General features: G+C 35.1%; 25 protein-coding genes. 12 read left to right on the forward strand and 13 right to left on the reverse strand.

What is annotated here, in order from left to right; translation table 11 throughout:
• Window positions 1-52: 52 nt before the first annotated feature.
• The 11 genes from ACYQ19_RS00195 to ACYQ19_RS00245 all read right to left on the reverse strand — a co-directional run bounded on the left by ACYQ19_RS00195 (window position 53) and on the right by ACYQ19_RS00245 (window position 13018).
• Window positions 53-1267: an MgtC/SapB family protein gene (locus tag ACYQ19_RS00195; RefSeq protein ID WP_459977180.1), complete on the reverse strand. Its 1215-nt coding sequence runs from the start codon at window positions 1265-1267 to the stop codon at window positions 53-55.
• Window positions 1264-3930: a plasma-membrane proton-efflux P-type ATPase gene (locus ACYQ19_RS00200; protein WP_459977182.1), complete on the reverse strand. Its 2667-nt coding sequence runs from the start codon at window positions 3928-3930 to the stop codon at window positions 1264-1266. Before ACYQ19_RS00200 ends, ACYQ19_RS00195 begins: the two co-directional genes overlap by 4 nt.
• Window positions 3927-5219 (reverse strand): dihydrolipoyl dehydrogenase family protein, encoded by a 1293-nt coding sequence (locus ACYQ19_RS00205; protein WP_459977184.1) that lies wholly within the window; start codon window positions 5217-5219, stop codon window positions 3927-3929. The genes ACYQ19_RS00200 and ACYQ19_RS00205 overlap by 4 nt, the downstream gene beginning before the upstream one ends.
• Window positions 5212-6438, reverse strand: coding sequence for a 2-oxo acid dehydrogenase subunit E2 (locus ACYQ19_RS00210; RefSeq protein WP_459977186.1), 1227 nt, complete (start codon window positions 6436-6438; stop codon window positions 5212-5214). The genes ACYQ19_RS00205 and ACYQ19_RS00210 overlap by 8 nt, the downstream gene beginning before the upstream one ends.
• Window positions 6428-7402, reverse strand: a complete 975-nt coding sequence (locus tag ACYQ19_RS00215; RefSeq protein ID WP_459977188.1) for an alpha-ketoacid dehydrogenase subunit beta — start codon at window positions 7400-7402, stop codon at window positions 6428-6430. Before ACYQ19_RS00215 ends, ACYQ19_RS00210 begins: the two co-directional genes overlap by 11 nt.
• The gene (locus ACYQ19_RS00220) at window positions 7389-8360 is read right to left on the reverse strand and encodes a thiamine pyrophosphate-dependent dehydrogenase E1 component subunit alpha (protein ID WP_459977190.1); all 972 of its coding nucleotides are present in this window, start codon (window positions 8358-8360) and stop codon (window positions 7389-7391) included. Before ACYQ19_RS00220 ends, ACYQ19_RS00215 begins: the two co-directional genes overlap by 14 nt.
• Window positions 8353-8685 (reverse strand): carboxymuconolactone decarboxylase family protein, encoded by a 333-nt coding sequence (locus ACYQ19_RS00225; protein WP_459978224.1) that lies wholly within the window; start codon window positions 8683-8685, stop codon window positions 8353-8355. The genes ACYQ19_RS00220 and ACYQ19_RS00225 overlap by 8 nt, the downstream gene beginning before the upstream one ends.
• 77 nt (window positions 8686-8762) lie before the next feature.
• Window positions 8763-10670: an acetate--CoA ligase family protein gene (locus ACYQ19_RS00230; protein WP_459977192.1), complete on the reverse strand. Its 1908-nt coding sequence runs from the start codon at window positions 10668-10670 to the stop codon at window positions 8763-8765.
• 1 nt (window position 10671) lies between these two features.
• A complete protein-coding gene (locus ACYQ19_RS00235) occupies window positions 10672-11634 on the reverse strand; it encodes a 6-phosphofructokinase (protein ID WP_459977194.1) in 963 nt (320 codons plus the stop codon).
• 9 nt (window positions 11635-11643) lie between these two features.
• Window positions 11644-12459, reverse strand: a complete 816-nt coding sequence (locus tag ACYQ19_RS00240; RefSeq protein ID WP_459977196.1) for a lipoyl synthase — start codon at window positions 12457-12459, stop codon at window positions 11644-11646.
• Complete coding sequence (locus ACYQ19_RS00245; RefSeq protein WP_459977198.1) at window positions 12443-13018, reverse strand: lipoyl protein ligase domain-containing protein; 576 nt, start codon at window positions 13016-13018, stop codon at window positions 12443-12445. The genes ACYQ19_RS00240 and ACYQ19_RS00245 overlap by 17 nt, the downstream gene beginning before the upstream one ends.
• Before the next feature lie 49 nt (window positions 13019-13067).
• On the opposite strand from ACYQ19_RS00245, the gene purH reads away from it, so the two are divergent.
• Genes purH through ACYQ19_RS00280 form a run of 7 tightly spaced genes read left to right on the forward strand, consistent with a single transcriptional unit; the run spans window position 13068 to window position 18147 of the window.
• A complete protein-coding gene (gene purH, locus ACYQ19_RS00250; RefSeq protein ID WP_459977200.1) occupies window positions 13068-14585 on the forward strand; it encodes a bifunctional phosphoribosylaminoimidazolecarboxamide formyltransferase/IMP cyclohydrolase in 1518 nt (505 codons plus the stop codon).
• A 29-nt stretch (window positions 14586-14614) separates the two neighbouring features.
• On the forward strand, window positions 14615-15724 hold the full coding sequence (locus tag ACYQ19_RS00255) for an MFS transporter (protein WP_459977202.1): 1110 nt from the start codon (window positions 14615-14617) through the stop codon (window positions 15722-15724).
• Window positions 15705-16136, forward strand: a complete 432-nt coding sequence (locus ACYQ19_RS00260; protein WP_459977204.1) for a phosphoribosylaminoimidazolecarboxamide formyltransferase — start codon at window positions 15705-15707, stop codon at window positions 16134-16136. Before ACYQ19_RS00255 ends, ACYQ19_RS00260 begins: the two co-directional genes overlap by 20 nt.
• A 50-nt stretch (window positions 16137-16186) precedes the next feature.
• Window positions 16187-16450, forward strand: coding sequence for a DUF2018 family protein (locus ACYQ19_RS00265; protein ID WP_459977206.1), 264 nt, complete (start codon window positions 16187-16189; stop codon window positions 16448-16450).
• Window positions 16443-16826: a hypothetical protein gene (locus tag ACYQ19_RS00270; RefSeq protein WP_459977208.1), complete on the forward strand. Its 384-nt coding sequence runs from the start codon at window positions 16443-16445 to the stop codon at window positions 16824-16826. The genes ACYQ19_RS00265 and ACYQ19_RS00270 overlap by 8 nt, the downstream gene beginning before the upstream one ends.
• A complete protein-coding gene (locus tag ACYQ19_RS00275) occupies window positions 16823-17686 on the forward strand; it encodes a polyprenyl synthetase family protein (protein ID WP_459977210.1) in 864 nt (287 codons plus the stop codon). Before ACYQ19_RS00270 ends, ACYQ19_RS00275 begins: the two co-directional genes overlap by 4 nt.
• Complete coding sequence (locus ACYQ19_RS00280) at window positions 17686-18147, forward strand: nucleoside deaminase (protein ID WP_459977211.1); 462 nt, start codon at window positions 17686-17688, stop codon at window positions 18145-18147. Before ACYQ19_RS00275 ends, ACYQ19_RS00280 begins: the two co-directional genes overlap by 1 nt.
• On the opposite strand, the gene ACYQ19_RS00285 is transcribed toward ACYQ19_RS00280, so the two are convergent.
• Window positions 18144-18806, reverse strand: a complete 663-nt coding sequence (locus ACYQ19_RS00285; protein ID WP_459977213.1) for a ParA family protein — start codon at window positions 18804-18806, stop codon at window positions 18144-18146. The two genes, ACYQ19_RS00280 and ACYQ19_RS00285, sit on opposite strands and share 4 nt — an antisense overlap.
• Before the next feature lie 63 nt (window positions 18807-18869).
• On the opposite strand from ACYQ19_RS00285, the gene ppk2 reads away from it, so the two are divergent.
• The 5 genes from ppk2 to ACYQ19_RS00310 are packed head-to-tail and all read left to right on the forward strand — an operon-like array spanning window position 18870 to window position 23128.
• On the forward strand, window positions 18870-19775 hold the full coding sequence (gene ppk2, locus ACYQ19_RS00290; RefSeq protein ID WP_459977215.1) for a polyphosphate kinase 2: 906 nt from the start codon (window positions 18870-18872) through the stop codon (window positions 19773-19775).
• A gap of 10 nt (window positions 19776-19785) precedes the next feature.
• A complete protein-coding gene (gene trpD, locus ACYQ19_RS00295; protein WP_459977217.1) occupies window positions 19786-20775 on the forward strand; it encodes an anthranilate phosphoribosyltransferase in 990 nt (329 codons plus the stop codon).
• Between the two features lie 3 nt (window positions 20776-20778).
• Complete coding sequence (gene tsaE / locus ACYQ19_RS00300; RefSeq protein ID WP_459977219.1) at window positions 20779-21189, forward strand: tRNA (adenosine(37)-N6)-threonylcarbamoyltransferase complex ATPase subunit type 1 TsaE; 411 nt, start codon at window positions 20779-20781, stop codon at window positions 21187-21189.
• Window positions 21177-21896, forward strand: coding sequence for an LPS export ABC transporter ATP-binding protein (gene lptB, locus ACYQ19_RS00305; RefSeq protein ID WP_459977221.1), 720 nt, complete (start codon window positions 21177-21179; stop codon window positions 21894-21896). The genes tsaE and lptB overlap by 13 nt, the downstream gene beginning before the upstream one ends.
• The gene (locus tag ACYQ19_RS00310) at window positions 21893-23128 is read left to right on the forward strand and encodes an RNA polymerase factor sigma-54 (RefSeq protein ID WP_459977223.1); all 1236 of its coding nucleotides are present in this window, start codon (window positions 21893-21895) and stop codon (window positions 23126-23128) included. The genes lptB and ACYQ19_RS00310 overlap by 4 nt, the downstream gene beginning before the upstream one ends.
• Here ACYQ19_RS00310 and ACYQ19_RS00315 read toward each other — a convergent pair.
• Window positions 23115-23441 carry a hypothetical protein gene (locus tag ACYQ19_RS00315; RefSeq protein WP_459977225.1) on the reverse strand — a complete coding sequence of 109 codons (327 nt, stop codon included), beginning with the start codon at window positions 23439-23441 and terminating at the stop codon, window positions 23115-23117. The two genes, ACYQ19_RS00310 and ACYQ19_RS00315, sit on opposite strands and share 14 nt — an antisense overlap.
• Window positions 23442-23464: the final 23 nt, after the last annotated feature.

A 23464-nucleotide genomic window follows, 5' to 3' on the forward strand; every position in this document is an offset into this window, starting at 1 on the left:
TTTTTCATAAACTTATTAAGAGTATTATAGAGGGTTTTTACTTAAAAGATTCTTAAAAAAAGTAAATTCCTGCAAAAATTGTTGATATTCCAAAAAGTATAAGTATAATTGATGATAAAGAAGTGTTTTTTCTTCCAAAATAAATGGCATAAATTGCTTTTAAAATATTATTACTTCCTGTAGCTATAAAAATTGCTTTTAAAAGCAGGGATTTTGAAATAAGGTATTTTCCTGTAAGAAGTGAAAGTATATACGGGTCAATGTCTGTAAAACCTATAATAAATGATAAAACCTGAAGTCCTGTGTTTCCGTAATGTAAAGTAATATATTTTGTAATTATCATCATTGCTACAAATAAAAATGCAAACAAAAAAGCCGTTTGCAATTCAAGTGGGTTTTGGTCGCTTACGTAATCGGATGCCGCATCTTCTTTATAAAAAACAAAAGCAAAAATTATTATAACGGCTGCAAATCCTAAATAAAAAACACTCATTGATTTTGCAATATCGGTATTGAAAATAAATGCTATTGCAAGTATTCTTATATACATCATAGCAGTAGCTATAATAATTGCGCTGTTTAAAATGGAAGAATTTATCTCTTTTGCTTTTTTAGATAGCACTACGGTGGTAGCCGTTGAAGAGTATAATCCCCCTAAAATTCCAGTAATAAGATAGCCTTTGTTTTTGAAAAAATATTTCTGAAGTATATAGCTGAAATATGAAATACCGGAAATTATTACTACCGCCAGCCATATTTTAAAAGGTGAAATATCAATAAAATGTAGGTTGTTTTTTGGTAAAAGAGGAAGTATTACGGCACTTAAAAGAATAAATTTACCGAGTGTTTCAAACTCTCTTGTTTCAATATTTTTTGTAACACTTTGAAGATGTGTTTTGGAATTTAAAATAAATACAACCAGAACAAAAATAAGCGAAGGCATCCAAATGCTGTATTCTATGCTGATAGGACCTAAGGAATATACAATTTCCGCAAGTAGAAATACTATTATGCTTGATTTGTTCTGTTTTAGTTTTTGATAATAAAAAAGGGAAAAAAGAATTGTAAAACTCAACAGCCCAAGAAGATAGACAAAAAGGTTTATTTTATAAAAAACAAATCCCAAAATTCCTAAAAAGGTATATGTCCTGACAGAGCCTATCAGGCTGTTTTCTTTGTTTTTTTCTTCTTTATATGTTTTTAGTTCAAGTCCTATCAAAAAACTAAACGCCGTCGTAATAATCAGATGTATCAAATCTGGATTCATATTACTTCTATTCCTTTAACTTTTCTGTAATATCTCAATACTATGATTTTAACAAAATCATTTACTACAAACCAACTCAGTGCATATATCCACATAAATATTGCCCATTCCCAGCCTATTGGCGTCATTATTCCAAATCCATAAACCGCAATTATTGTTCCTATTATTCTTGTTGAAAATGTAGCTGAAAATAGAATTAAAGAAGGATATGGTTTTTTGAAAAACCAGTCGTCAATTCTTGTATTATAAATAGTCCCGTGTCCTGCGATTACCATTTTTGCAAAAAACAACGACTGAACAAACGCCAAAAACGAACTTTTGTCTTCAAAGTGCACCCATTTAGGGATATCTGGAAGTATTACAGCGCTTTCAGGATGTGATTGAAGGTATATCATTACAATGTAAAAAATGGTAAAACTGCTTATAACACCTGCAACCCCAAGCCAGGATGACAGGACAAGCATTTCATGCATATCCCATCTAACAGGTTTTTTCCTTAGTTTAGTATTATCGTATGCAATAGCGAGAATAGGTATATCGTTTAACAACGCCAATACAATAATCATAATAGATGTTAAAGGATAAAAATTAAAAACAATAATTGAAAGTGTCATAAATATTACTATTCTTATGGTTTCAGCAATTCTAAAAATAGTATAGCTTTTCATTCTCTCAAATGTGATTCTTGCTTCTTTAATTGCGTCAATTATGACTTTAAGTCCCGGAGTCAAAAGAACAATATCCGCAGCCGCTCTTGCCGCATCCGTAGCACCGCTTACCGCTATTCCAGTATCAGCTTTTTTAAGTGCCGGTGCGTCATTAACGCCATCACCCGTCATTCCAACAATATGATCGGCTTTTTGCAGTTCGTCAACTATAAAATATTTGTCTTCCGGGAAAACTTCCGCAAACCCGTTTGCTTCTTCTATTATTTTAATAATTTCGCTTTCATGCCTTTTAACGGTGCCTTTTGTAAGGGAAGTGCTTACTTCTTTTTTTACGAGTGATACGATTTCATTCACTTTTTTTTGTATCTCTTCTTCATTAATGTCAAGTGTTTTTAGCAGGGCTTTTGAAATAATTTCAGCCAATTTTACATATTCGTCGTGTGTTTCGTTTTTAAGCTCTTTTATAGAGTAAATTTTTTCACCAATTCCCAATATTTTGGCTATATATTTTGCAACGGCCACATTGTCGCCCGTTACCATTTTAACTTCAACGCCTTTTGCTTTTGCTTCAGCTATTGCGTCTTTTGAATCGACTCTTGGAGGGTCATATAATGGAATTAATCCTAAAAAGTGAAATTTAGGTTCGTTTTCCTGTTTATATGCAACACCTAAAGTTCTAAATCCGTCGTTTGCAAATTCTTCTACTTTTTTATATGCTTTTTTCTTTTCTTCTTCATTTAGATCGCAAAGTTCTATTATTACCTGTGGTGCACCTTTTGTGGCTATTATTTTTTTGCCGTTTAAAATAATTACACTTTCGGTTCTTTTTCTGACAGGATCAAAAGGAATAAATTTTTCAAGGGTGAATTTTGGTAATTTTATGTTGTAATTTTGGGCCCATTCAAAAATAGGTTTTTCTATAGGATCGTTGTTTTCTTTTTTACTGGCATATATGGCATATCTGATAACTTCTTCGGTTGTGTGATCATCAAACGTAAATATTTCGCCGACCGTCATTTTGTTTTGTGTAAGTGTCCCTGTTTTATCGGAACATAATATATCCATTCCGGCCATTTCTTCGATTGCGGCAAGACGGCTGACAATAGCCTGTTTTTTAGCCAGGTTCATAGCACCTACTGCCATTACCACTGTTAGCACGGTTGGTAGTGCTACCGGAATTGCTGCAACCGTTAATACAAGTGCAAAAGCTAAAAGTTCCCATAAATCTTCGCCTCTTTGGATTCCTACAAATACGATAAGCGCTACCAGAATAACGGTGATGATTATTAAGAAGTTTCCGACATTGATTACCATTTTTTGGAAATGGCTTCTTTGATTGGCCTGTGCTTTTGCAACAAGACCGACTGTTTTTCCGAAATATGTATTAAGTCCCGTTCCTATTACAAGAGCTATCATTTCGCCCTGTTTTATAATGGTGTTGGAATATGCAATATCTCCTGGTTTTTTATCAACAGGCAGGCTTTCACCTGTAAGTGCCGACTGGTCAACCGATAAAAAATCGCTTCCTTTTATAAGTTTAACATCAGCCGGTATAATGTCACCAATTTTGATTTTTATAATATCCCCTGGCACCAGCTCTTTTGCAGGTATTTCTTTCCACTCTCCGTCTCTTAAAACGGTGGCTTTTCTTGCAAGTTTACTTTTTAATACTTCAATTGCGTTAAGTGCTTTGTGTTCCTGATAAAAATCCAAAAAAGCGTTTGTAAAAAGCATGATCATTATAATTGTAAAATCTTCCCATCTGTGAACGGCAGCACTTAATATTGCAGCCACTTCAATCATCCAGGGAATTGGACCCCAAAATCTTCTGAATATTCTGTGCCACAGAGGCTCTTTATATTCCGGAAGTTCATTATATCCGTATTTTTTAAGTCGTTTTTGTGCCTCTTCGCTGTTTAATCCAATGTTTATATTTACGTTAAATTCACTTGCAACTTTTTCAATGGATATATTTTTGTAATCATCTGTTTTCATCTTAATCTCCTTAACACTCTGTCAATTGCTTCACTATATGTAGGATGTGGGAATGTGACTTTTTTAAAAGTTTTAATATCCAATTCGGCTTCAACGGCCGTTGTAATTATTCCTATCAGTTCTTCTGCATTTGGTGCCAGAATATCCGCACCGGTTATGAAATTTTCCTCATCCGTATAAAGAATGACTATTCCGTTTTCGTCACCAAACATACTACCTGAAATTCCAAGATAAGAAAGAGGGAAAACAGCCTCTTTTTCACTTTGAATCCCTACGCTTGCATATGAAAGAGGTAACGTATAAATAAATTTCGGAATGTTGTTAAGATTTAATTTTTCTTTTTTTCCAAGTATCTGATCGGCAACGTTTAGAGCCTGGGCTCTTGCCGCATGTGCTAAAAGAAGTTTTCCGTTACAATCCCCGATTGCGTAAACGCCGGGCATTGATGTTTGGAAATATTCATCAGTTTCAATTCCTTTTGAAATCCTGATTTTATCCGTTTTAACCACATCTGTATTCGGCACCCTTCCTACGGCTACCAAAAGATATTCAGTGGATATGGTTTTATCACCGCTTTGAATAATTACCTCATTATTTTTTACAAAAGCTTTTTGAATAGGAAAATCGGATATAAGATTAATCCCGAGAGCTTTTAACTGGTTTTCCAGTTTTTCCATAATTATTTGCGGGAATTTTTTCGAAATATGTTCATGACGAAAAATCAGATTAACTTTACTGCCAAGAGAAGCAAATAAACTTGCCATTTCAAGCCCTATGGCACCGGTTCCATAAATTGATATCTCTTTTGGGATATGATTTAAATTCAATGCTTCATCGGAAGTGATAATTTTTTTTCCGTCGTATTCTATACCTTCAGGTATTCTCGGATAAGATCCGGTTCCTATTATTATATATTCGCTTTTTAAAATTTCTCCGTTTACCTCAACACCTTCATCGGTTACGAAAGCTTCACCTTCAATCAGGTCAACTCCTGCCGCTTTGCATTGCGAAGTAACGGCTTTGGTGCTTTTTTCTATGCGGGTTTTAATTTTTTCCTGCAGTTTTTGAAGGTTTATATGTGCAGTTTTATTAAAAACATCCTCTTTGCTTTCAAGTTCAGTTTTTGCCCTGTGAAGCAGGTTTTTTGAGGGAATGCATCCGTTGTGAAGGCACGTTCCACCTAAATGTTTAAGGTTTTTTTCGATAAGGGCAACATTTTTTCCCGCTTTACTTAACACTATTGCGGCGGCGTAGTTTAACCCGCCGCCTATTAATACAACATCATACATTTTTCATCTCCTCTTTAAAACTGTTTACAAAAAGTGCTGCGTCAACTCCGTTTAAAATTCTGTGATCAAACGTAAAATTTACTTTTATTTTCCCTTCGTTTAGTTTTCCAAATGCGGCAATACCGGCATCTTTGTCATTTATTAGAGCCGTAAAACTTTCAATACCGAACATTCCGAGATTACTTATCCCAAAAGTCGATCCGCTTATATCTTCAAGGGTTAGTTTTTTGGTTTTGATCTTTTTTAGCCATTCATTGATTTCGTTTAAATCTTTATCTTCTACGTTTTTAATTACACACATATAAAGCCCGTCATTTCTGCTTACCGCCACGGAAATATTGGAAGCGGGGAAAGTCAGCAGTGTGTCGTTTTGCAATATTGTGCGGGTTAGGGGATGTTTTTGCATAGCGTTTGCCAAAGCCTTTATTATTTGGGCCGTAATTTTAATACCATATTTTTTTGTTGTTTCTATTTCTTCAAAAATAAAAAAAGTAGGTTTAGTCAACGAATTTTGAAGGTTTTTAATAACGGCAGTCTGATTTGGGGTTAGGGGAGTTTTTTTAGGAATATTGTTTTGCTTTATATAATTTAACACTTCTTCTTGAGTGATTTTATGGTTCAGTTTGAATTCATCCGGTGATATTTGGTAATCGTTTAACATTTTCAATGCTTTTGGCGTAAAATATCTTTTTAATTTCAGCTCTTTAATGTCTTTTAAATGTGCAGGTTTAGGCAAAGTTCCGTTTTGTTGTAATTTTTCAATGTCGATCCCTAAATTTGCAGCTTCTTTTTTAGCTACCGGTGAGGCCGTTCCTTTGATTTCTTTTTTCGGTTCTGAAATAATCGAATTTATTATATCGTCTAAATTGATTTCGTTTTTTTCTTCGGGTTGTTTCGGCTTTGGTTTTTCATTTTCAGGCTCTTTTTTTTCTTCATTTTCTACTTTTAATTTTTCACTTTTTTCATTCTCAATTCTCAATTCTCCATTCTCAATTATCGCTATTACGCTTTTTACCGGAACTTCTTCCCCAACTTTGGCAAGTATTTCTTTTACAACACCTTCTTCAAAGCTTTCAATATCCATAACCGCTTTGTCGCTTTCCACTTCACAGAGTTTATCACCTTTTTTTACGTAATCCCCGACTTTTACATACCACTTTGTAATTTTACCTTTATCCATGGTATCGCTTAGAATCGGCATCGTTACCTTATATTCCATTTTGAGCCTTCCACTTTAGAATTTCTCGAACTATTTTTTCAGGTGTCGGGATTGATGCGAGTTCGAGTTTTCTGTTGTATGGGATAGGCACATCGGCACCGGCTATTCTTAAAACAGGTGCATCGAGATCGTAAAAACATTTTTCCATTATCTGTGCGGCTATTTCGGCACCCATCCCGCCTGTTTTGTGATCTTCTTCGACTATCACGGCTTTTTTTGTTTTTTTGATTGAATCGGCTATTGTGTCTATATCAAGGGGTCTTAGAGAGTTTAAATCTATTATTTCCGCATCTATTCCGGCTTTTGCGAGTTCTTTTTCAGCTTCAATTACATCGTATCTCATTTTGAGATAGGTTATAATACTCAGATCTTTACCTTCTTTTACGATTTCAGCTTTAAAAGGATCAAAGTTATTAATTTCTTTAAACTCCATATCCATAGGATAGAGAAGTTCATGTTCTAAAAATATTACCGGGTCGTTGCTGAATATTGCCCATTTTAGCCCATGGTATGCATATGCGGCATTACTTGCGCTTAAAACTATAAGTCCGGGAATTGACGAATAGAGCGTTTCATAGTTTTCGCTGTGTTGTGCGGCAAGCTGTCTTGAAACACCTCCAGGCATTCTTATGGTGAGAGGCAATGTCATTTTTCCGCCGCTCATATATCTGAATTTAGCAGCGTGGTTTACTATCTGATCCATTGCAAGGAGTGAAAAGTTTACGGTCATTATTTCCGCTATGGGTCTAAGGCCTGCAATTGCCATACCTATTGCATTTCCTACTATGCTGAGTTCAGCAATCGGTGTATCAATTACTCTTTTATCTCCATATTTTGCAAAAAGTCCTTCACTGACCCTGTAACTCCCTCCATATCTTCCTACATCTTCACCCAAAATTACTACACTACTATCAGCCGCCATTGCTTCATCAATGGCTTTGTTTAACGCACTACGGTATAACATTTTCACACTCCTTGCAAAATACATCCTCAAAAAGCTCTTCAATTTCCGGGTCGGGTGAATTTTTTGCAAATTCTACGGCTTCGTTAATTATTTGTTCTACTTTTGCATCTGTTTCCTGAAAATATTTTTCTTCAACAAGCCCTTTTTGCAAAGCCTCTTTTTTAAGGTTTTCTATAGGATCTCTGCTTTTAAAAATCTGCAGTTCCTCTTCGCTTCTGTATTTACCTGCGTCACTCATGCTGTGACCTTCATACCGGTAAGTTTCAGCTTCTATAAAATAAGGACCAAGTCCGTTTTCGATATACTCTTTTGCCTCGCTTACGGCGTCATATACTTCACACACATCCATTCCGTTGATTCTTCGAGTGGGCATGTAATTTTTTGCTTTATTGTAAAGTTCCGTAAAAGGGCTGACCCATGAAATGTGTGTTCCTATTGCGTAATAGTTGTTTTCTACGAAAAAAATAATCGGAAGTTTCCAGGCGCTTGCGATGTTTATACTTTCAAAAAAAGCCCCCGCATTACTTGCCCCGTCTCCAAATATTGCAAAAACGCCGGCGTTTTCACCCTGTATTTTTCTTGCATATGCACATCCAGTGGCTATCGGAAGATGCCCGGCAACTATCGCATCACCTCCGTAAAAGTCAAGATTTGGATCAAACAGGTGCATAGAGCCGCCTTTTCCGCGGCTAACACCGGTTTTTTTACCGAAAAGTTCGGCCATTATAAGTTTTGGATCCATTCCTCTGGCGATTGCCAGGACATGTTCTCTGTAATGTGTAAACACGTCCCCTTTGTCAAAAGCCTGCATGCTTCCGACACTAACGGCTTCCTGTCCGATATCAAGATGTAAAAAACCTGCAATATTCCCATTCATATATTCGCGTTTTGCCGCAAGTTCAAATTCACGTCCGAGTTTCATTAAATAATAAAACTTTTTAACTCTTGCACTATTCATTGCCGAACTCTTCTATGGCTTTGAAAAGCGGTGTAAGATACATAAGTGCAGGACCTCCATGCATTAAAACCGCCTGCATTGCCGCTTCTACGATTTCTTCTTTGGAAGCACCGAGCTTAAGGGCGTTTTGAGTATGAAAAGCAATGCACCATTCGCACTGGGCGGCTACGGCGAGGGCAATATTGATAAGTTCTTTGTTTTTTGCGCTTACAGCGCCGTCTTTTTCAACGCTTTTTAAAAATTCAAAAAAATTTTTAGTCTCTTCCGGAGCATTTTGTTGTAAATTTTTGATTAACTCCTGAATTTCCTGCAGTTTTTCTTTCATCATGAGAGACTCCTTTTTATATATTTATTAAATATTATAACTCTCTTAGCTTTAAAAGAAGCTTAAAAAATTAAAATTTAGAGAATTTTCGCAGCTTCTTCAAGTGAGTTAAAGTATAATTTTCTTGATTTGTTTAATATTTTACATGCACTTATAAATGAACGTTTTCCTAAAAATATAGGAATTACATTGTCATATTTAATTAAAATTTTGGCTATCTCTTCGGAATCGGTCATAAACTGGGGTGTTACTATTACATAAATTAATTCGGAAACTTGACGGAGAATTTTTAATGTTTCGTCATATCTCTTTGCCGTGGCGTCACCAATAATGTCTATCGGATTATTATGAGACCAGGTATTTGGAAGGACGCTGTTTAATGCATTAATAATAGTATTATCAAGTGATACCAGCTTTTTATATCTGCTTACAAGGTCGGTAAGTATCGCACCGGGTCCTCCCGCGTTTGTTACGATCAACACTTCTTTAACATTTAAATATTTAGGTGAAAATATAAGGCTTTCTGCCGAGTTTTTGATAAATGCACCCGCGTTTTTGCTTAGGTTTATTATCATTTCATAATTACCTGCTATATTACCGGTATGCGAAAATGCGGCTTTTTTGGCTTGTGCGCTTTTTCCCGATTTAAATAGAAGCACGGGCTTTTGTGAGTTTCTGATTGCTTTTAAAAACTCTTTTCCGTATTGTAATCCTTCTGCATAAATAGATATTACTTTGCAATTTTGTTGCTTATTCAGTTCGTTTATTGCGTGTGCAAAGTTAAAATCAGCCATGTTTCCCATGGAAATAATATGGGAAAATCCTATTTTTTCATGCGAGGCTTTATCAAGCAGGGCTGTTAACACGGCGCCCGATTGTGATATCAGTCCGATGTTGCCCGAATAAATTTTACTTTTTGCAAATGTCAGGTTTAATTTCATTTCATCATTATAAATACCAAGGCAGTTCGGACCTATAATGTTTAAATTAAATTCACGGGCGAGGTCTTTTAACTCTTTTTCGGCTTCGATGTTTCCGGTTTCTTTGAATCCGGCACTTATTACAATGAAATTTTTACATCCTTTTTGGGCCAGGGTTTTGATTGTTTCAATTACGTATGAAGGAGGGATTGCAATTACCGCTGTGTCGATTTTTGGAAGTTTTTTTAAATCGTTATATACTTTTTTGCCGAAAAGTTTTTTAAGCCTTGGGTTTACGAAATAGATTTTTGCTTTTGATTTAAGTGCGTTTTTGGCAATTGCGTATCCTACTTTTTCTTTTTTATCAGTTGCACCGATTATTGCCACTTTTTTGTTAATAAAAACAGATTCGCTCTTAGGTTGAAATTCTTTTTTTTGCTTTTGTCCTTTTTTGATTCTCGCATCCACAGCAACAAGGCCATTATCGGTATAAAGCATGGGATTTATGTCAAATTCCAAAATATCTTCATTTTCAAACATTTTTTGAAATTTTCGTATTGTGTTTACCACAAGGTTTATGTCATATTGCTTACCTCTGAATTCAGGGAAGATTTTGGATATTTTTGTTGTGTGAATTGAAGTTTTGATTTCGTTTTCCGATGCATTTGTGTCAATGTAACAGATGTCTTTTTCTATTTCTATTAATGTTCCGCCTTTTCCGAACAGCAGAACTTTTTCGAAAATTTCGTCATAAATTCCGCCTATAAAAAGTTCAAGTCCGTTTAATTCCTCTTCCACGATAAATTCGTCTTTTTCGTCTAATGCAATATTATGTTTTTTAAGCGAAGCCAAAATTTTCTTTTTTGCCGCGTTTAAACTTCTGTTGTTTGTTATTCCGGTAATCACACCGCCTACGTCCGATTTATGAGAAATTTTGTTTGAATGGATTTTTATAACACACGGAAACGTGTCAAAAACAATCTTTTCGTCTAATCTGAAAAGTTTGTATTTCGGGTGGCTTATTTCGTATTTTGCCAGAATTTCATAAATTTGCGCTTCTTTCATTTCATACCCTTCCCATAAGAGGTGCCGCTATTTTAAGCATTTCTTTGTCGAGTTCGTATTTTGAATTTATAATTTCGTCAAGGTCTCTTAAAATAAAGCTGTCTTTGTAACTTGTAACTATTTTATTCGGTGTCGTTTGAATATTATCAAGCGCTTTTACTATAAATTCAGAAGCCATAAGTCTCTCTTTTACGCTCGGGCTTCCGCCTCTTTGAATATGTCCTAACACCGTGCTTCTTGATTCAAATCCAATTTCGCTTTCAAACCAGTTTTTTATTTTATCGGTTATTTTCAAACCTTCCGCCACAATTGCGATAAAATAATTCCTGCCGTTTTTAATTTCATTTAAGTATCTTTTTTTAAGATTTTGCAGATTATATTCAACTTCCGGAATAAGACACATTTCAGCCCCGTTTGCCACGGCACTTGTAAGAGCTAAGTATCCGCATTCTCTTCCCATTACTTCAATTACAAAAGCCCTCGCAAAAGAACTTGCGGTGTCTCTTATTTCATCAATGGCGTGACGGATTACGTTTAATGCGGTGTCAACGCCGATTGTGTAGTCGTTTAAAGGAATGTCGTTGTCGATTGTTGCGGGAATTCCCATAAAAGGCATTTGAAATTCTTTGTAAAATACGTCAAGCGCTCTAAAACTTCCATCCCCGCCTAATATAATCAATGCGTCGATATTGTGTTTTTTTAGGTTTTCATATCCCTGTTTTCTGTAATTTTTATCAAACCATCTTTTGCTTCTGCTGGATCTGATAATCGTCCCGCCTCTAAAAATTATACCTGATACGTCTTTGTATTCGGCTTTTTTTATTTTTCCATCAATCAGTCCTTCAAGTCCTTCATAAATAAAATAAGGCGTATAATTTTTACTGAAAGAATATTCCACAAATTTTTTAATAGCAGGGTTCATTCCGCTGCTGTCGCCTCCGCTTGTAAGAATTGCTATATTCATTTTCTTCCTTTAAAGTTTGTCGGCGTAGTAACTGCTTCTGACAAGCTCACCGCTTGCGACGGCTTTAAATCCGAGGTTTAACGCCATATTTTTAAGTTCATTAAATTCATCGTTTGTATAATATTTGATTACCGGATAATGTTTCGGGCTCGGGCTTAGGTATTGTCCTATTGTAAGCTGTGATACGCCTGCGTTTATTAAATCTTTCATTGTGCTTTCGATTTCTTTAATGTTTTCTCCGAACCCTACAATTATGGAAGATTTTGTAAGTTTGAATTTCGAATAATATTCCAAAACTTTAAGGCTTAAGGTGTATGAACTTTTAGGTTTCAGTTTTTTATGTAGTCTTTGAACGGTTTCAATATTATGTGCGAGTTTATATACCGGTGAGAAAATAATGTCGTTTAATGAATCTACACTTCCCTGAAAGTCAGGTGTGAGGGCTTCAATTTTTGTGCTTGGGTTTATTTTATTTATCATCTTAACTACTTGTGCAAAATGAGAACTTCCAAAATCATCCAAATCATCCCTGTCAACCGAAGTTATAACCGCATATTTCAAATTAAGTTGTTTTACCGCCTTTGCTACTTTTATCGGTTCATGAATGTCGAGTTTTTCGGGTTTGCCTGAAGTTACGTTGCAAAATCTGCAGTTTCTCGTGCAGACATTTCCCATTATCATAAACGTTGCTGTTTTTCTTTTAAAACACTCTGAAATATTGGGGCATTTTGAAGAATAGCACACGGTATTTACCGAGAGGTCGTTAATTATATTCAGTGTTTGTTTAATGTATTCAAATGAGGGGGCTTTAACTTTGGGTTTCATCAAATACCTCTTTTATTATTTCTTTTAATATGTTTTTAGACTGATCAAGAGAAATTGTTACACCTTCATTATACAATGAAGTTGCTTTAATACCGCTTAAGTTACACGGATTTATTTTATTGAAATTTTCAAGATCGGGGTTTATATGTATTGATATGCCGTGATTAGAACGTCCGTTGATATAGCTAAACCCCATTGAAGCGATTTTTCTGTTTTGAATGTAATAACCGGGTTTTGTTTTGTCATAATGAATAGCAAGGGCAAACTCTTTAAAAAATATATCAAGAACGCGTCTTATCTTTTTAAAAAAGTTGGGGGGACTTTTTACGTTAAAAATAAAATACACCATTAAAGTTCCCTCATCAAAGTATGTGACGCTTCCGCCCCTTTTAACAGGCACGGCAAAAGGAAATTTTTCAGCTTCGGTTTCTCCTACGCTATATACCGGAAAGTGTGTGGCAAAAAGAACGATGTTTTGTTTTAAATGTGTAAGTTCTTTTTGTATTTCTAAAAATTTTTCATATTCAATAAGTCCTAAATTCTTAAAAATAATTTGCATTTTTATCCTTTTATAAATTATAGTAAAATTTCAATAAAAAAGGAAAAAAATGGCAAGAGCGTTATTAAGCGTATCTGACAAAACGGGTATAGTTGATTTTGCAAAAAAGCTTACAGGTTTGGGATTTGAGATAATCTCAACTGGCGGAACTAAGAGAATTTTACAGGAAAACGGAATAAACGCAATAGATATCAGTGAAATAACTAAATTTCCGGAGTGTTTCGGCGGAAGGGTAAAAACGCTTAATCCTTACGTTCACGGCGGGATTTTATACAGAAGCGGTATTGATGACGAAGAGGCTGAGAAACTCGGAATTACAAGAATAGATTTGGTTGCTGTAAACTTGTATCCTTTTAAAGAAACTATTGAAAGAACTGATGATTTTGAAGAAATAATCGAAAACATTGATATCGGTGGACCTACAATGGTAAGAAGTGCCGCTAAAAACTTTAAAGACGTTTTAATAGTAACAGACCCTAATGACTATGATATGGTTGTTGAAGCTATAAGAGAAAAGAAAGATACATATGAGTTTAGAAGAGATTTGATGATAAAAGCATATGAGCATACGGCCGCATACGATAGTATGATTGCGAACTATATGAACGAAAGATTCAATGGCGGATTCGGAAACAAAAGATTTATCGTAGGAGAGAGGGTGTTCAATACAAGATACGGAGAAAACCCTCATCAAAGAGGTGCGCTTTATGAATTTGAAGATTTTTATAAAGGTCTTAACATTATAAAAGGTGAACCAAGCTTCAATAACCTTACAGACATTAATGGAGCCGTTAAAATTGCAGCGAGTCTCGGTGAGGGTGCCATAAGTATCATTAAACACGCGAATCCTTGCGGGGCTGCAAAAAAAGATGACCTTGTAATAACCTGGCAAAAAGCTCTTGAATGTGACCCGATAAGCGCATATGGAGGAGTTGTAGCGGTTAACGGGGTTGTTACGAAAGAACTTGCGGAAGAGATTAACAAAATTTTCGTAGAAGTTTTGATTGCAGGGACTATTACGGATGAAGCGGTAAAAGTATTTGAAAAGAAAAAAAGAATCAAACTTTTCGATTTAAGAAAACCTAAACTTGAAATTCCGGGAGATGTTTGGGATTTCAAACATATTGAAGGCGGATTTGTATTCCAGGATGCGGATGTGGTAACAGATGATGAGGTTGCCGAGGCTAAGTGCGTTACTAAAGTATGCGCTGAAGATAAAAAAGATCTTGAAATGGCGTGGAAAATTGCGGCACTTACTAAATCAAACTGCGTTGTGTTCGTAAAAAATTCCCAAATGGTGGCAATCGGAATGGGGATGACCAGCAGGGTTGATGCAACAAGATGTGCTGTTGAGAAAGCAAAATCACTTGGACTTGATATTACCGGAAGCTCACTTGCGAGTGAAGCGTTCTTCCCGTTTAGAGACAGCGTTGATTATGCGGCTGAGGTAGGGGTGAAAGCCATTATCCAGCCGGGTGGTTCTATTAGGGATGATGAAGTGATTCAAGCGGCTGACGAAGCCGGAATCGCTATGTATTTTACGGGTAAAAGGCACTTTTTACATTAATCATTAAGCCCTTTAGGGCCGGGGAGAATATGAAAAAAGAAGTTTTAATTTTAGGACTTGTCAGTTTTTTTACGGATATGGCAAGTGCCATGATAACCACTACTTTTCCTCTTTTTTTGGTTTATGTTTTAAAAAACGGAGTGGATAAATTAGGGTTTGTAATAGGCATTGCGACGTTCGTATCTTATTTTTTCAGGGTGATTTTCGGTGTAATAAGCGATAAATACGGGATAAGAAAACCTTTGGCGGTCAGCGGATATATAATATCGGCCGTGTCCAAGCCTCTTTTTTATTTTGCCTCGTCTTGGCAGCATATAGCGATATTCAGAAGTCTTGACAGATTTGCAAAAGCAATGCGTAGCGCCCCTAAAGATACCCTTTTAAGCGCATACGGAAAAGAAAAGGGTAAGATCTTCGGATTTCATAAAATGCTTGATGTTGCGGGTGAGATGAGCGGGGCGTTGATTGTTTTTTTGATGTTTTATTTTTATTCGGCAAATGAAGAAACTTTCAAAAACATATTTTTGCTGACAATTTTTCCGGGAATTGCCGCAATAATTCTCAGTTTTTTTATAAAAGATATAAAAAACAAAAAAGAGTATAAATTCGATATAAAAAAGGATTTGAGTTTTATAAAAGAGCTGGTTGTTTTAAATATTCTGCTTATATTTGTAATTAGTGAAAGCTTTTTTATTGTAAGGGCAAAGGAAAACATAGACTATCTTTTCATTCCGCTTTTTGTAATTCTGCTAAATTTAACGCAGACGCTTTTTAGTTATCCTTTCGGAGTAATGATAGAAAGATTAGGTGAAAAATTCTATTATCTTTTGGCTGTGTTTCATATTTCGGCTGTAATGATGCTTAGTTTTTCATTTTTAATTCCGGCTTTTATATTTGAAGGACTTTTTTTGGTCGGATTTTTTAATTTTTTCAGGATACTTATTTCGAAAAAAGCGTATAATACCGCTACAATTTACGGGATTTTTTATTTTTTAGTGGCGGTTTTGGGAGGAGCGGGAAGTGTGGTTATCGGTATCATCTGGAAAACGTTTGGGTTTAATTATGCCGTGCTTGTATCGGTTTTGGGTATCTTGTTAAGTTTAATAATATGGAGGGTATATGTTAGAAGCTATAATTAACCATCAAAAAGAACTAAAAGAGATATATAAAAAAATGGATTTTTTAAGGGAAAATTTTATACCCGGGCAAAATGCATTTTTTGAAGAGCTTAAGGATCTTGCAAAAGAGATGAAGAATGAACTTGAATACCATTTTAACCTGCAGATTCATTCCGTAGGGAGCAATCCCAAAACGGAATATCTGGTTAAGGAAAACCTGCTTGTGAGGGATATTCTTTTTAGAATGCTTGATTTTATGATAAATAAAGCCAACGAAAACTCAATGGACGCTTTTATAAAGTTTGACGATTTTGAAGAGATTTTCAGAGCTTATCTGAAAAAAGAAAAAGGGCTTTTTATGCAAAATATAAAGTCACATCTTAGTGAAAACGAAATAAGTGAAATTGAAGAGAAATTAAAAGCTCTCATATAACTTGCAAAAAAAATTATTTTATGATAAATTGCGGCAAAAAAGGAGAAACCATGGATTGGTTTGATGAAAATAAAACACCAAAAGATAAATTTTTTGAAATTATGTATCACGCTAACAGAAACTTGGTAATTGAAGAACTTGAAGATGTGTTTAAAAGACTTGCCGCTCTTGAAATAATTGCGGAAGAGTGTCTTGGAGATGAAGTCGATCAGAAAATAAACGAAATCGTTTTTACACGTTCAGGCGATCTTGAAGCTGTTGAGACGGATTTTTATATTCATACGATGTCGAATATTTTAACGAAAAATGAATAAGTTTTTTATTCTTTTTTTTCCTTTTATTCTGTTTGCCGAGTTTTGGAATTTTCCACATACCATAGAATTAAAAAAAGACGAAACCATAAGTTTTGACGTTTATTATTTAAACAGAGTTTATCCTTTAAAACTAAGATGGACGTTATATACAAACGATATTTTAACCCTACTTTACAGATATGATGATTTTCCGCGGCAGATAACCCTTTATAAAGATCCTCCGTTAAATACGTTTAAAATACCCATTGCCAAAATACCTGAAAAATTTCCTTATTTTTATATTGAGTTTAAGGATTATAATGGTAAAATAGCAACATTTGATATTTATTTGAAAAACGGGGCTGGGGTAAAAGTAGATTATAAAGGTGTAAAATGAACTATTTTGAAATAATGGATAAGATGTTTAGCGAATTTGAAGAATACAAGGATATTCAAAAAGGCAAAGGAATAAGAGGTAAACTAATAACAATAATTGACCCAACCGCCCAAAAACTTGCCGCAGTGGTAGAATCTATTCATCTTGCAAGTTTGCTTCACGATGACGTAATAGATGAAGCTGATACAAGAAGAGGTGCAGCTTCGATAAATGCTAAATATGGCGATCATACTGCGGTAATGCTTGGGGATATTGTCTATTCAAGGGCATTTTACGAACTAATTGATTTTGGAAAAGAGATTGCAAAAATTGTATCAAATGCCGTATATCTGCTCTCTCAAGGAGAGCTTGAAGACGTAAAACTTTCAAATTCAATCAATCTTGATAAAGAAAAATATATGGAAATGATCTATAAAAAAACTGCTTCTTTAATAGAAGCTGCATGCAGTGCCGCCGCAATCAGTGCAGGGCTTGATAAAGAGAAATTTGCATTATACGGGAAAAATATCGGTATTGCATTTCAGATAATAGACGATCTTTTAGATATAACTCAAGATGAAGAAACACTCGGTAAACCTTCAATGCATGATTACTATGAAGGCAAAACCACACTTCCATACATCTATCTGTTTGAAAAATTAAATGAAAAAGATAAAGAAAAATTAATGAAACTTTACAGAAAAAAACTTGAAAAAAACGAAAAAGAGTGGATAAGAAACAAAATGGATGAGTTTGGAATTATTGAGATATGTTATAACGAAGCCAAAGAGCTTGTAGAAAAAGCGAAAAACGCTATCAAAGAATATAATATTCCCGCTCTTGAAATTATTGCCAATAAAGTTGTTGATAGGAAATTCTGATGAAAGAGTTTATGCTTGAAGCGATCAAGGAAGCAAAAAAAGGTGTCCAAAAAGGTGATGGAGGACCTTTTGGGGCGGTAGTCGTTAAAGACGGAAAAATAATCGGAAGAGGGCATAATCAGGTTGTGGGATTAAAAGACCCGACCGCCCATGCGGAAATTCAGGCGATAAGGGATGCCGCTAAAAATTTAAACGATTTTTCTTTAAAAGGTTGCACTCTTTATGTTACCGCAGAGCCGTGTCCGATGTGTTTTGGTGCGATTCACTGGGCGAGAATAGATAAAGTGATTTACGGGGCTACAAGAGATGACGCTGCAAAAATAGGATTTGACGATTCTTTAATATACGACATAATCCAGGGTAAAACAAAAGACAATGTAGAGTTTATTCAAAAATACAGGGATGAATGCCTGAGGGTATTTAAAGAATGGTTTGAAAAGGAAGATAAAATATTATATTAGACAAGTTCGTTAAACATTTTCTCATAAATTTTAGCCTCACGGCTTTGCGGAAATCTTTCAACTACACTCATTTTTTCAAACGGCATGGATTCTATTAAATCGCTTTTTGGTATGTATGTTTTTAAATACTGGGATTTAGGTAGTTGCAAAATTGTTTGAATTATTTTTTTGTGGGCGGGTTTGTTTTCAAATCCGTTTACGAAAAGTTTGATGTTTTTGGCAAGTTTTGTTTTTAATATTTGATTGTATGTTCTTAAAGAAAGAATATTCGGAAGGACAGGGACAAGAATAATATCGGAATGCTTTAGCAAATCCCTTGTAAGGGGGTTAAGTGAAGCCGGTGCGTCCATAATTATAAAATCGTATCTTTCTTTTAAAACATCAAGAAGGTTTTTCATTTCATTTTTGTATTTTTCAAGTTTCGTATCCGCAGGGATTATGTCAATATTTTCGTATTGGGTTGATTTGATGATTTTTTCTATAGGTTTTTGAAAAATATATCTTTTTTTCGGTTTTTTGTTAAAAAAATAGCTACTTGCACCCTGAACATCCAAGTCCCAAAGAAGGGTTTTTCCTTTTTTTGAAGCAACGCTGACTAAATTAACGGATGTCGATGTTTTACCAACCCCGCCTTTTATGTTGTATAACGATATAATCATCAAATCTCCGTTTTTTAGCGTTCATTATTTTGATATAATAACAAAAAGAGTGCGGAGTTTCAAATGAAAGAGATTAATATAAACGAATTGCAAAATCCCGAGTATGTTTTGGTAGGCAATAAAAAAATGCCTTTAAACGATTTGATTAATGAATACATTGAATTAAAAAGAATTAATAAAAAGGCAGTAAGAAAATATCTTCAGGAACAAGAGCTCAAACCTTATCAGGCCGAGCTTATAAAAATGCAAAAATATCTTGAAGACAATCAAAAAAGAATGATAGTTTTATTTGAAGGTCGTGATGCCGCCGGTAAGGGCGGGACAATCAGAAGAATTGTCAGGTATATGAACGAAAAACACTACAGGGTCGTGGCACTCGGAAAACCAAGCGACGTCCAAAAAACTCAATGGTATTTCCAAAGATACGTAGAACAACTTCCTCACGGAGGTGAGGTTGTTCTTTTTGACAGAAGCTGGTATAACCGCGCAATGGTTGAGCCGGTTTTTGGTTTTTGCACACCTGAGCAGTATGAGACGTTTATGCAAGAAGTTCCTATGTTTGAAAAATCACTTGTAATGGAAGGGTCAATTCTTGTAAAAATTTATCTTTCAATTTCAAAAGAAGAACAGGCAAAAAGATTCGAAAAAAGAAGAAGAGACCCTTTGAGGCAGTGGAAACTAAGCGAAATAGACCTACAAGCACAAGATAAATGGGACGAATTTACCGAAATGAAATATAAAATGCTAAAAGCCACCCATACGCATTTTGCACCATGGACGGTTATCAGAAGTGATAATAAACATTTAGCAAGACTTAATGCAATGAAGGTAATTTTAAACGCGGTAGATTATCCGGACAGAAACGAAGAGCTTGATTATGTTCCGGATGAAGGAATAGTGGTAAGTGGGGCAAGAGAAATTGAAATAATGGAAGCAGATAGAATCAGAAGTGGAAAATTTGTAAGTTAAGGAGATATATATGACATATGCTGAAGCAAAAGAAAAATTTGAAAAACTTTTTAATAACGAAATGAGCGAAGTTGAAGCAAAAGAACTGCTTGTAAGTTTATATGAAAAAGGCGAAGAAGCTGCTGAAATTGCGGCCGCTGCTGATGTAATGAGAGAGCACAGCATTAAACTTCCTGTAAGTGAAGAATTAAGAGATAAGCTTATAGACATAGTCGGAACGGGCGGTGATAAAAGTCATAGTTTTAACATTTCTTCAACAACCGCTTTGCTTTTAGCAGCAGCAGGAAGCTATGTGGCAAAACACGGAAACAGAAGCATTACAAGCAAATCCGGAAGTGCGGATATGCTTGAAGCACTCGGAATCAATCTGAATTTGAGTCCTGAAAACCAGGTGAAAATGCTTGAGGAAACCGGTTTTACTTTTATATTTGCGATCAATCATCATCCGGCTATGAAATATATTATGCCGATTAGAAAATCACTTAGCCATAGGACGATATTCAATATTTTAGGACCTCTTACAAACCCGGCCGGGGCTAGAAAATATCTGCTTGGTGTGTTTTCTCCCGATTTTGTTGAAAAAATAGCAAGTGCGCTTGCACTTATGGATGTAAAAAGCGCAATGGTGGTAAGTTCGCTTGATGGGATGGATGAAATAAGCGTTGAAGCGCCTACGAAAGCCGTATATTTTAACGGAGTGAATCTTAAAGATTTGGAAATAAGGCCTGAAACGTTTGGGCTTAAAGGTAAAAAAGAAAATCTAATAGGCGGTGATGCAAAAGAAAACGCTGAAATTACAAGAGGAATACTAAGCGGTGAAATAAAAGACGATAAAAGAAACGCTGTTTTATTGAATGCCGGTGCTGCACTTTTTGTTGACGGAAAGGTTAATTCTATTGAAGAAGGGATAAAAATGGCGTCCGAGGTTATAGACAGTGGAAAAGCGATAAAACATCTTGAGAAAATTGTGCAAGTCAGCAATTCTTTAAATGAAAAGTGAAAAATGAAAAGTGAAAAGTTTGAAGTTTTAAGTATTGACGAGTTGAAAAAAGTTGCGGAATGTATAAAAAAGAGCGATAAAAATATAATTATTTTAAGCGGGACACTTGGAAGCGGGAAAACGACGCTTGTAAAGGAGTTTGTAAAAAGCCTCGGAATGAGTGATGAGGTAACTTCTCCGACTTTTGCTATACAAAACATTTATGCGGATAAAATATTTCATTACGATTTATACAATAAAGGCGTTGATGAATTTTTGGCACTCGGAATGCTTGAAGAGCTTGAAAAGGATGGGTTTCATTTTATCGAATGGGGTGAAGGTCTGGAAGAGATTTTAAAAACATACGGAATAGAATATTTGAAAATAAATATTATTTTGGATGGTGAAAAAAGGATATATGAATGTCAATATTAGCTGCAGAAAATTTAAAAAAAGCCTTTAAAAAAACACTGATTATCAAAGGAATATCTATTAATGTAAAAAGAGGGGAAGTTGTGGGACTTTTAGGGCCTAACGGGGCAGGGAAAACGACTTCTTTTTATCTTATATGCGGGCTGTTGCAGCCTGATGAAGGTAGTGTAACGCTGGATGGAAAAGATATCACAAAACTACCGCTTCACAAAAAAGCAAGACTTGGAATAGGGTATCTTCCGCAGGAGAGTTCGGTATTCAGGGATTTAAGCGTAGAAGACAACCTATACATTGTAGCCGAGCAGTATTACGACAAAAAAAAGCAAAACGAAATAGTTGAAGATTTGCTTGAAAAATTCAACATCGAGCCTATTCGTAAAAGAAAAGGTATCAATTTAAGCGGTGGGGAGAGAAGAAGGGTTGAGATTGCAAGGGCGCTTGTTCCGAGTCCTAAGTTTTTGTTTTTGGATGAGCCGTTTGCGGGTGTAGATCCTGTGAATGTAAATGATATTAAACATTTAGTAGAACTTCTTGCGAAAGAAAATATCGGTGTGATTATTACCGATCACAACGTAAGGGAAACTCTTTCAATCTGTCACAGGGCGTATGTGCTAAAAGAAGGTATGATACTAACAGAAGGTGATGCCGAGCATATTGTAAACCACCCTGAAGTTAAAAAATCATATCTCGGAGAAGATTTTAAGCTATGAAACTCAAAACAAAAGTTACAAACAAACTTTCAACGAAGCTTTTAGGGTTTTTGCCTATTTTAAAAGCCGGAGTTGACGAGCTTTTTGAAGAGATTAAAGAAATCAGTAAAGAAAATCCTTATATTGAAGTAAGAAACAAAAGGTTTGTAACGGTCAGTAACCTTAAAAACGCAAATGCGGATGAAATAGAAGCTCTAACACTGAGTGAAGAGACTCTTTATGAATCTCTTTTAAAACAGATTGAGGATTCGAATCTTTTTCCGACCAAGCGTTCTAAGGATATTGCGCTTGAAATTATCGAAGATATAAATAACGAAGGTTTTTTTGAAGGTGATGAAAAAGAAATTGCAAAAAGACTCGGGGTAGAAGAAGAAAAGGTAAAAAGGGTAAGAGAGAGGTTTATGTATCTAAATCCGGCAGGTGTAGGGGCAAAAGATCTGAAAGAATGTATGATATTCCAACTGCAAAACATTGATATGCCCGAAGATGTGTATAAACTTGCAAGTGAGATGATTACGTATCTTGAAAATATAGACAAATTCGTAAATGAACCGAAATATAAAGAGGCTATGAAAATAATAAAACAGCTGAATATCGTTCCGGCTGTCGAATATATAAAAGATGAAGAAATAATACCTGAAATTATAGTTTTAAATATTGACGGCGAACTTGAAATAAGAATAAACGACGAACACTACCCTGAAGTAAACGTAAAAGATCCGGAAAACAAAAACAGCTTTTCAAAAGAGAAATTCAAAGAGGCAAGAAACATCGTTGATGCACTTGAAATGAGAAAAGCGACTCTTAAAAAAATTGCGCTAATGATAGTGGAATTGCAGTATGAGTTTTTCCAGGGCGGCGTAATTAAACCTATGAAAATAAAAGACCTCGCAGACGAGCTTGAATATGCGCCTTCTACGATAAGCCGTGCAATTTCAAACAAATACCTGCTTTGCGATAGGGGTATAATTCCTCTTAAGAACTTCTTCTCAATCGCTCTTGATGAGGATACATCATCCAACCAGATAAAAGAAGAAATCAAAACACTGATTAAAAACGAAGACAAAAACAAACCTCTAAGCGATGATAAACTCACAGAAATTATTAATCAAAAATATAATCTTAACTTGGTTAGAAGAACCATCTCAAAATACCGAGACCAGCTCAAAATTCCTACAAGCAGGGAAAGAAAAAGAATTTATAAAGTGGGTGGTGAGATCAGTTTTTCATAATGAATTTTAAAAACTCTATTTCATATGTTTCAAACTGAGGCCATATCAGTGGTAAAAAAGCGATTAATGTGAAAATATAATAAAATATCAATACTGCTAAATGTTCTTTTTTTATTTTTTTAATTAGTATCTGTATAATTAAACCGACATCAATAATTATTGCAATTATCATAGCCGGAATCACGAAAAAAAATCCGTATCCAAGGACGGCACCCCCTACGGCTTCACCTTCAAACGTCCAGTTTGTAACCTCGCCAACGATAAAATAAAGACTCATCATTGTTAAATGTGCAAGTGAGCCGATTATAATCATAAAAAAGAGTGCATTATCGCTGA

The organism is Nautilia lithotrophica (genome assembly GCF_054656815.1).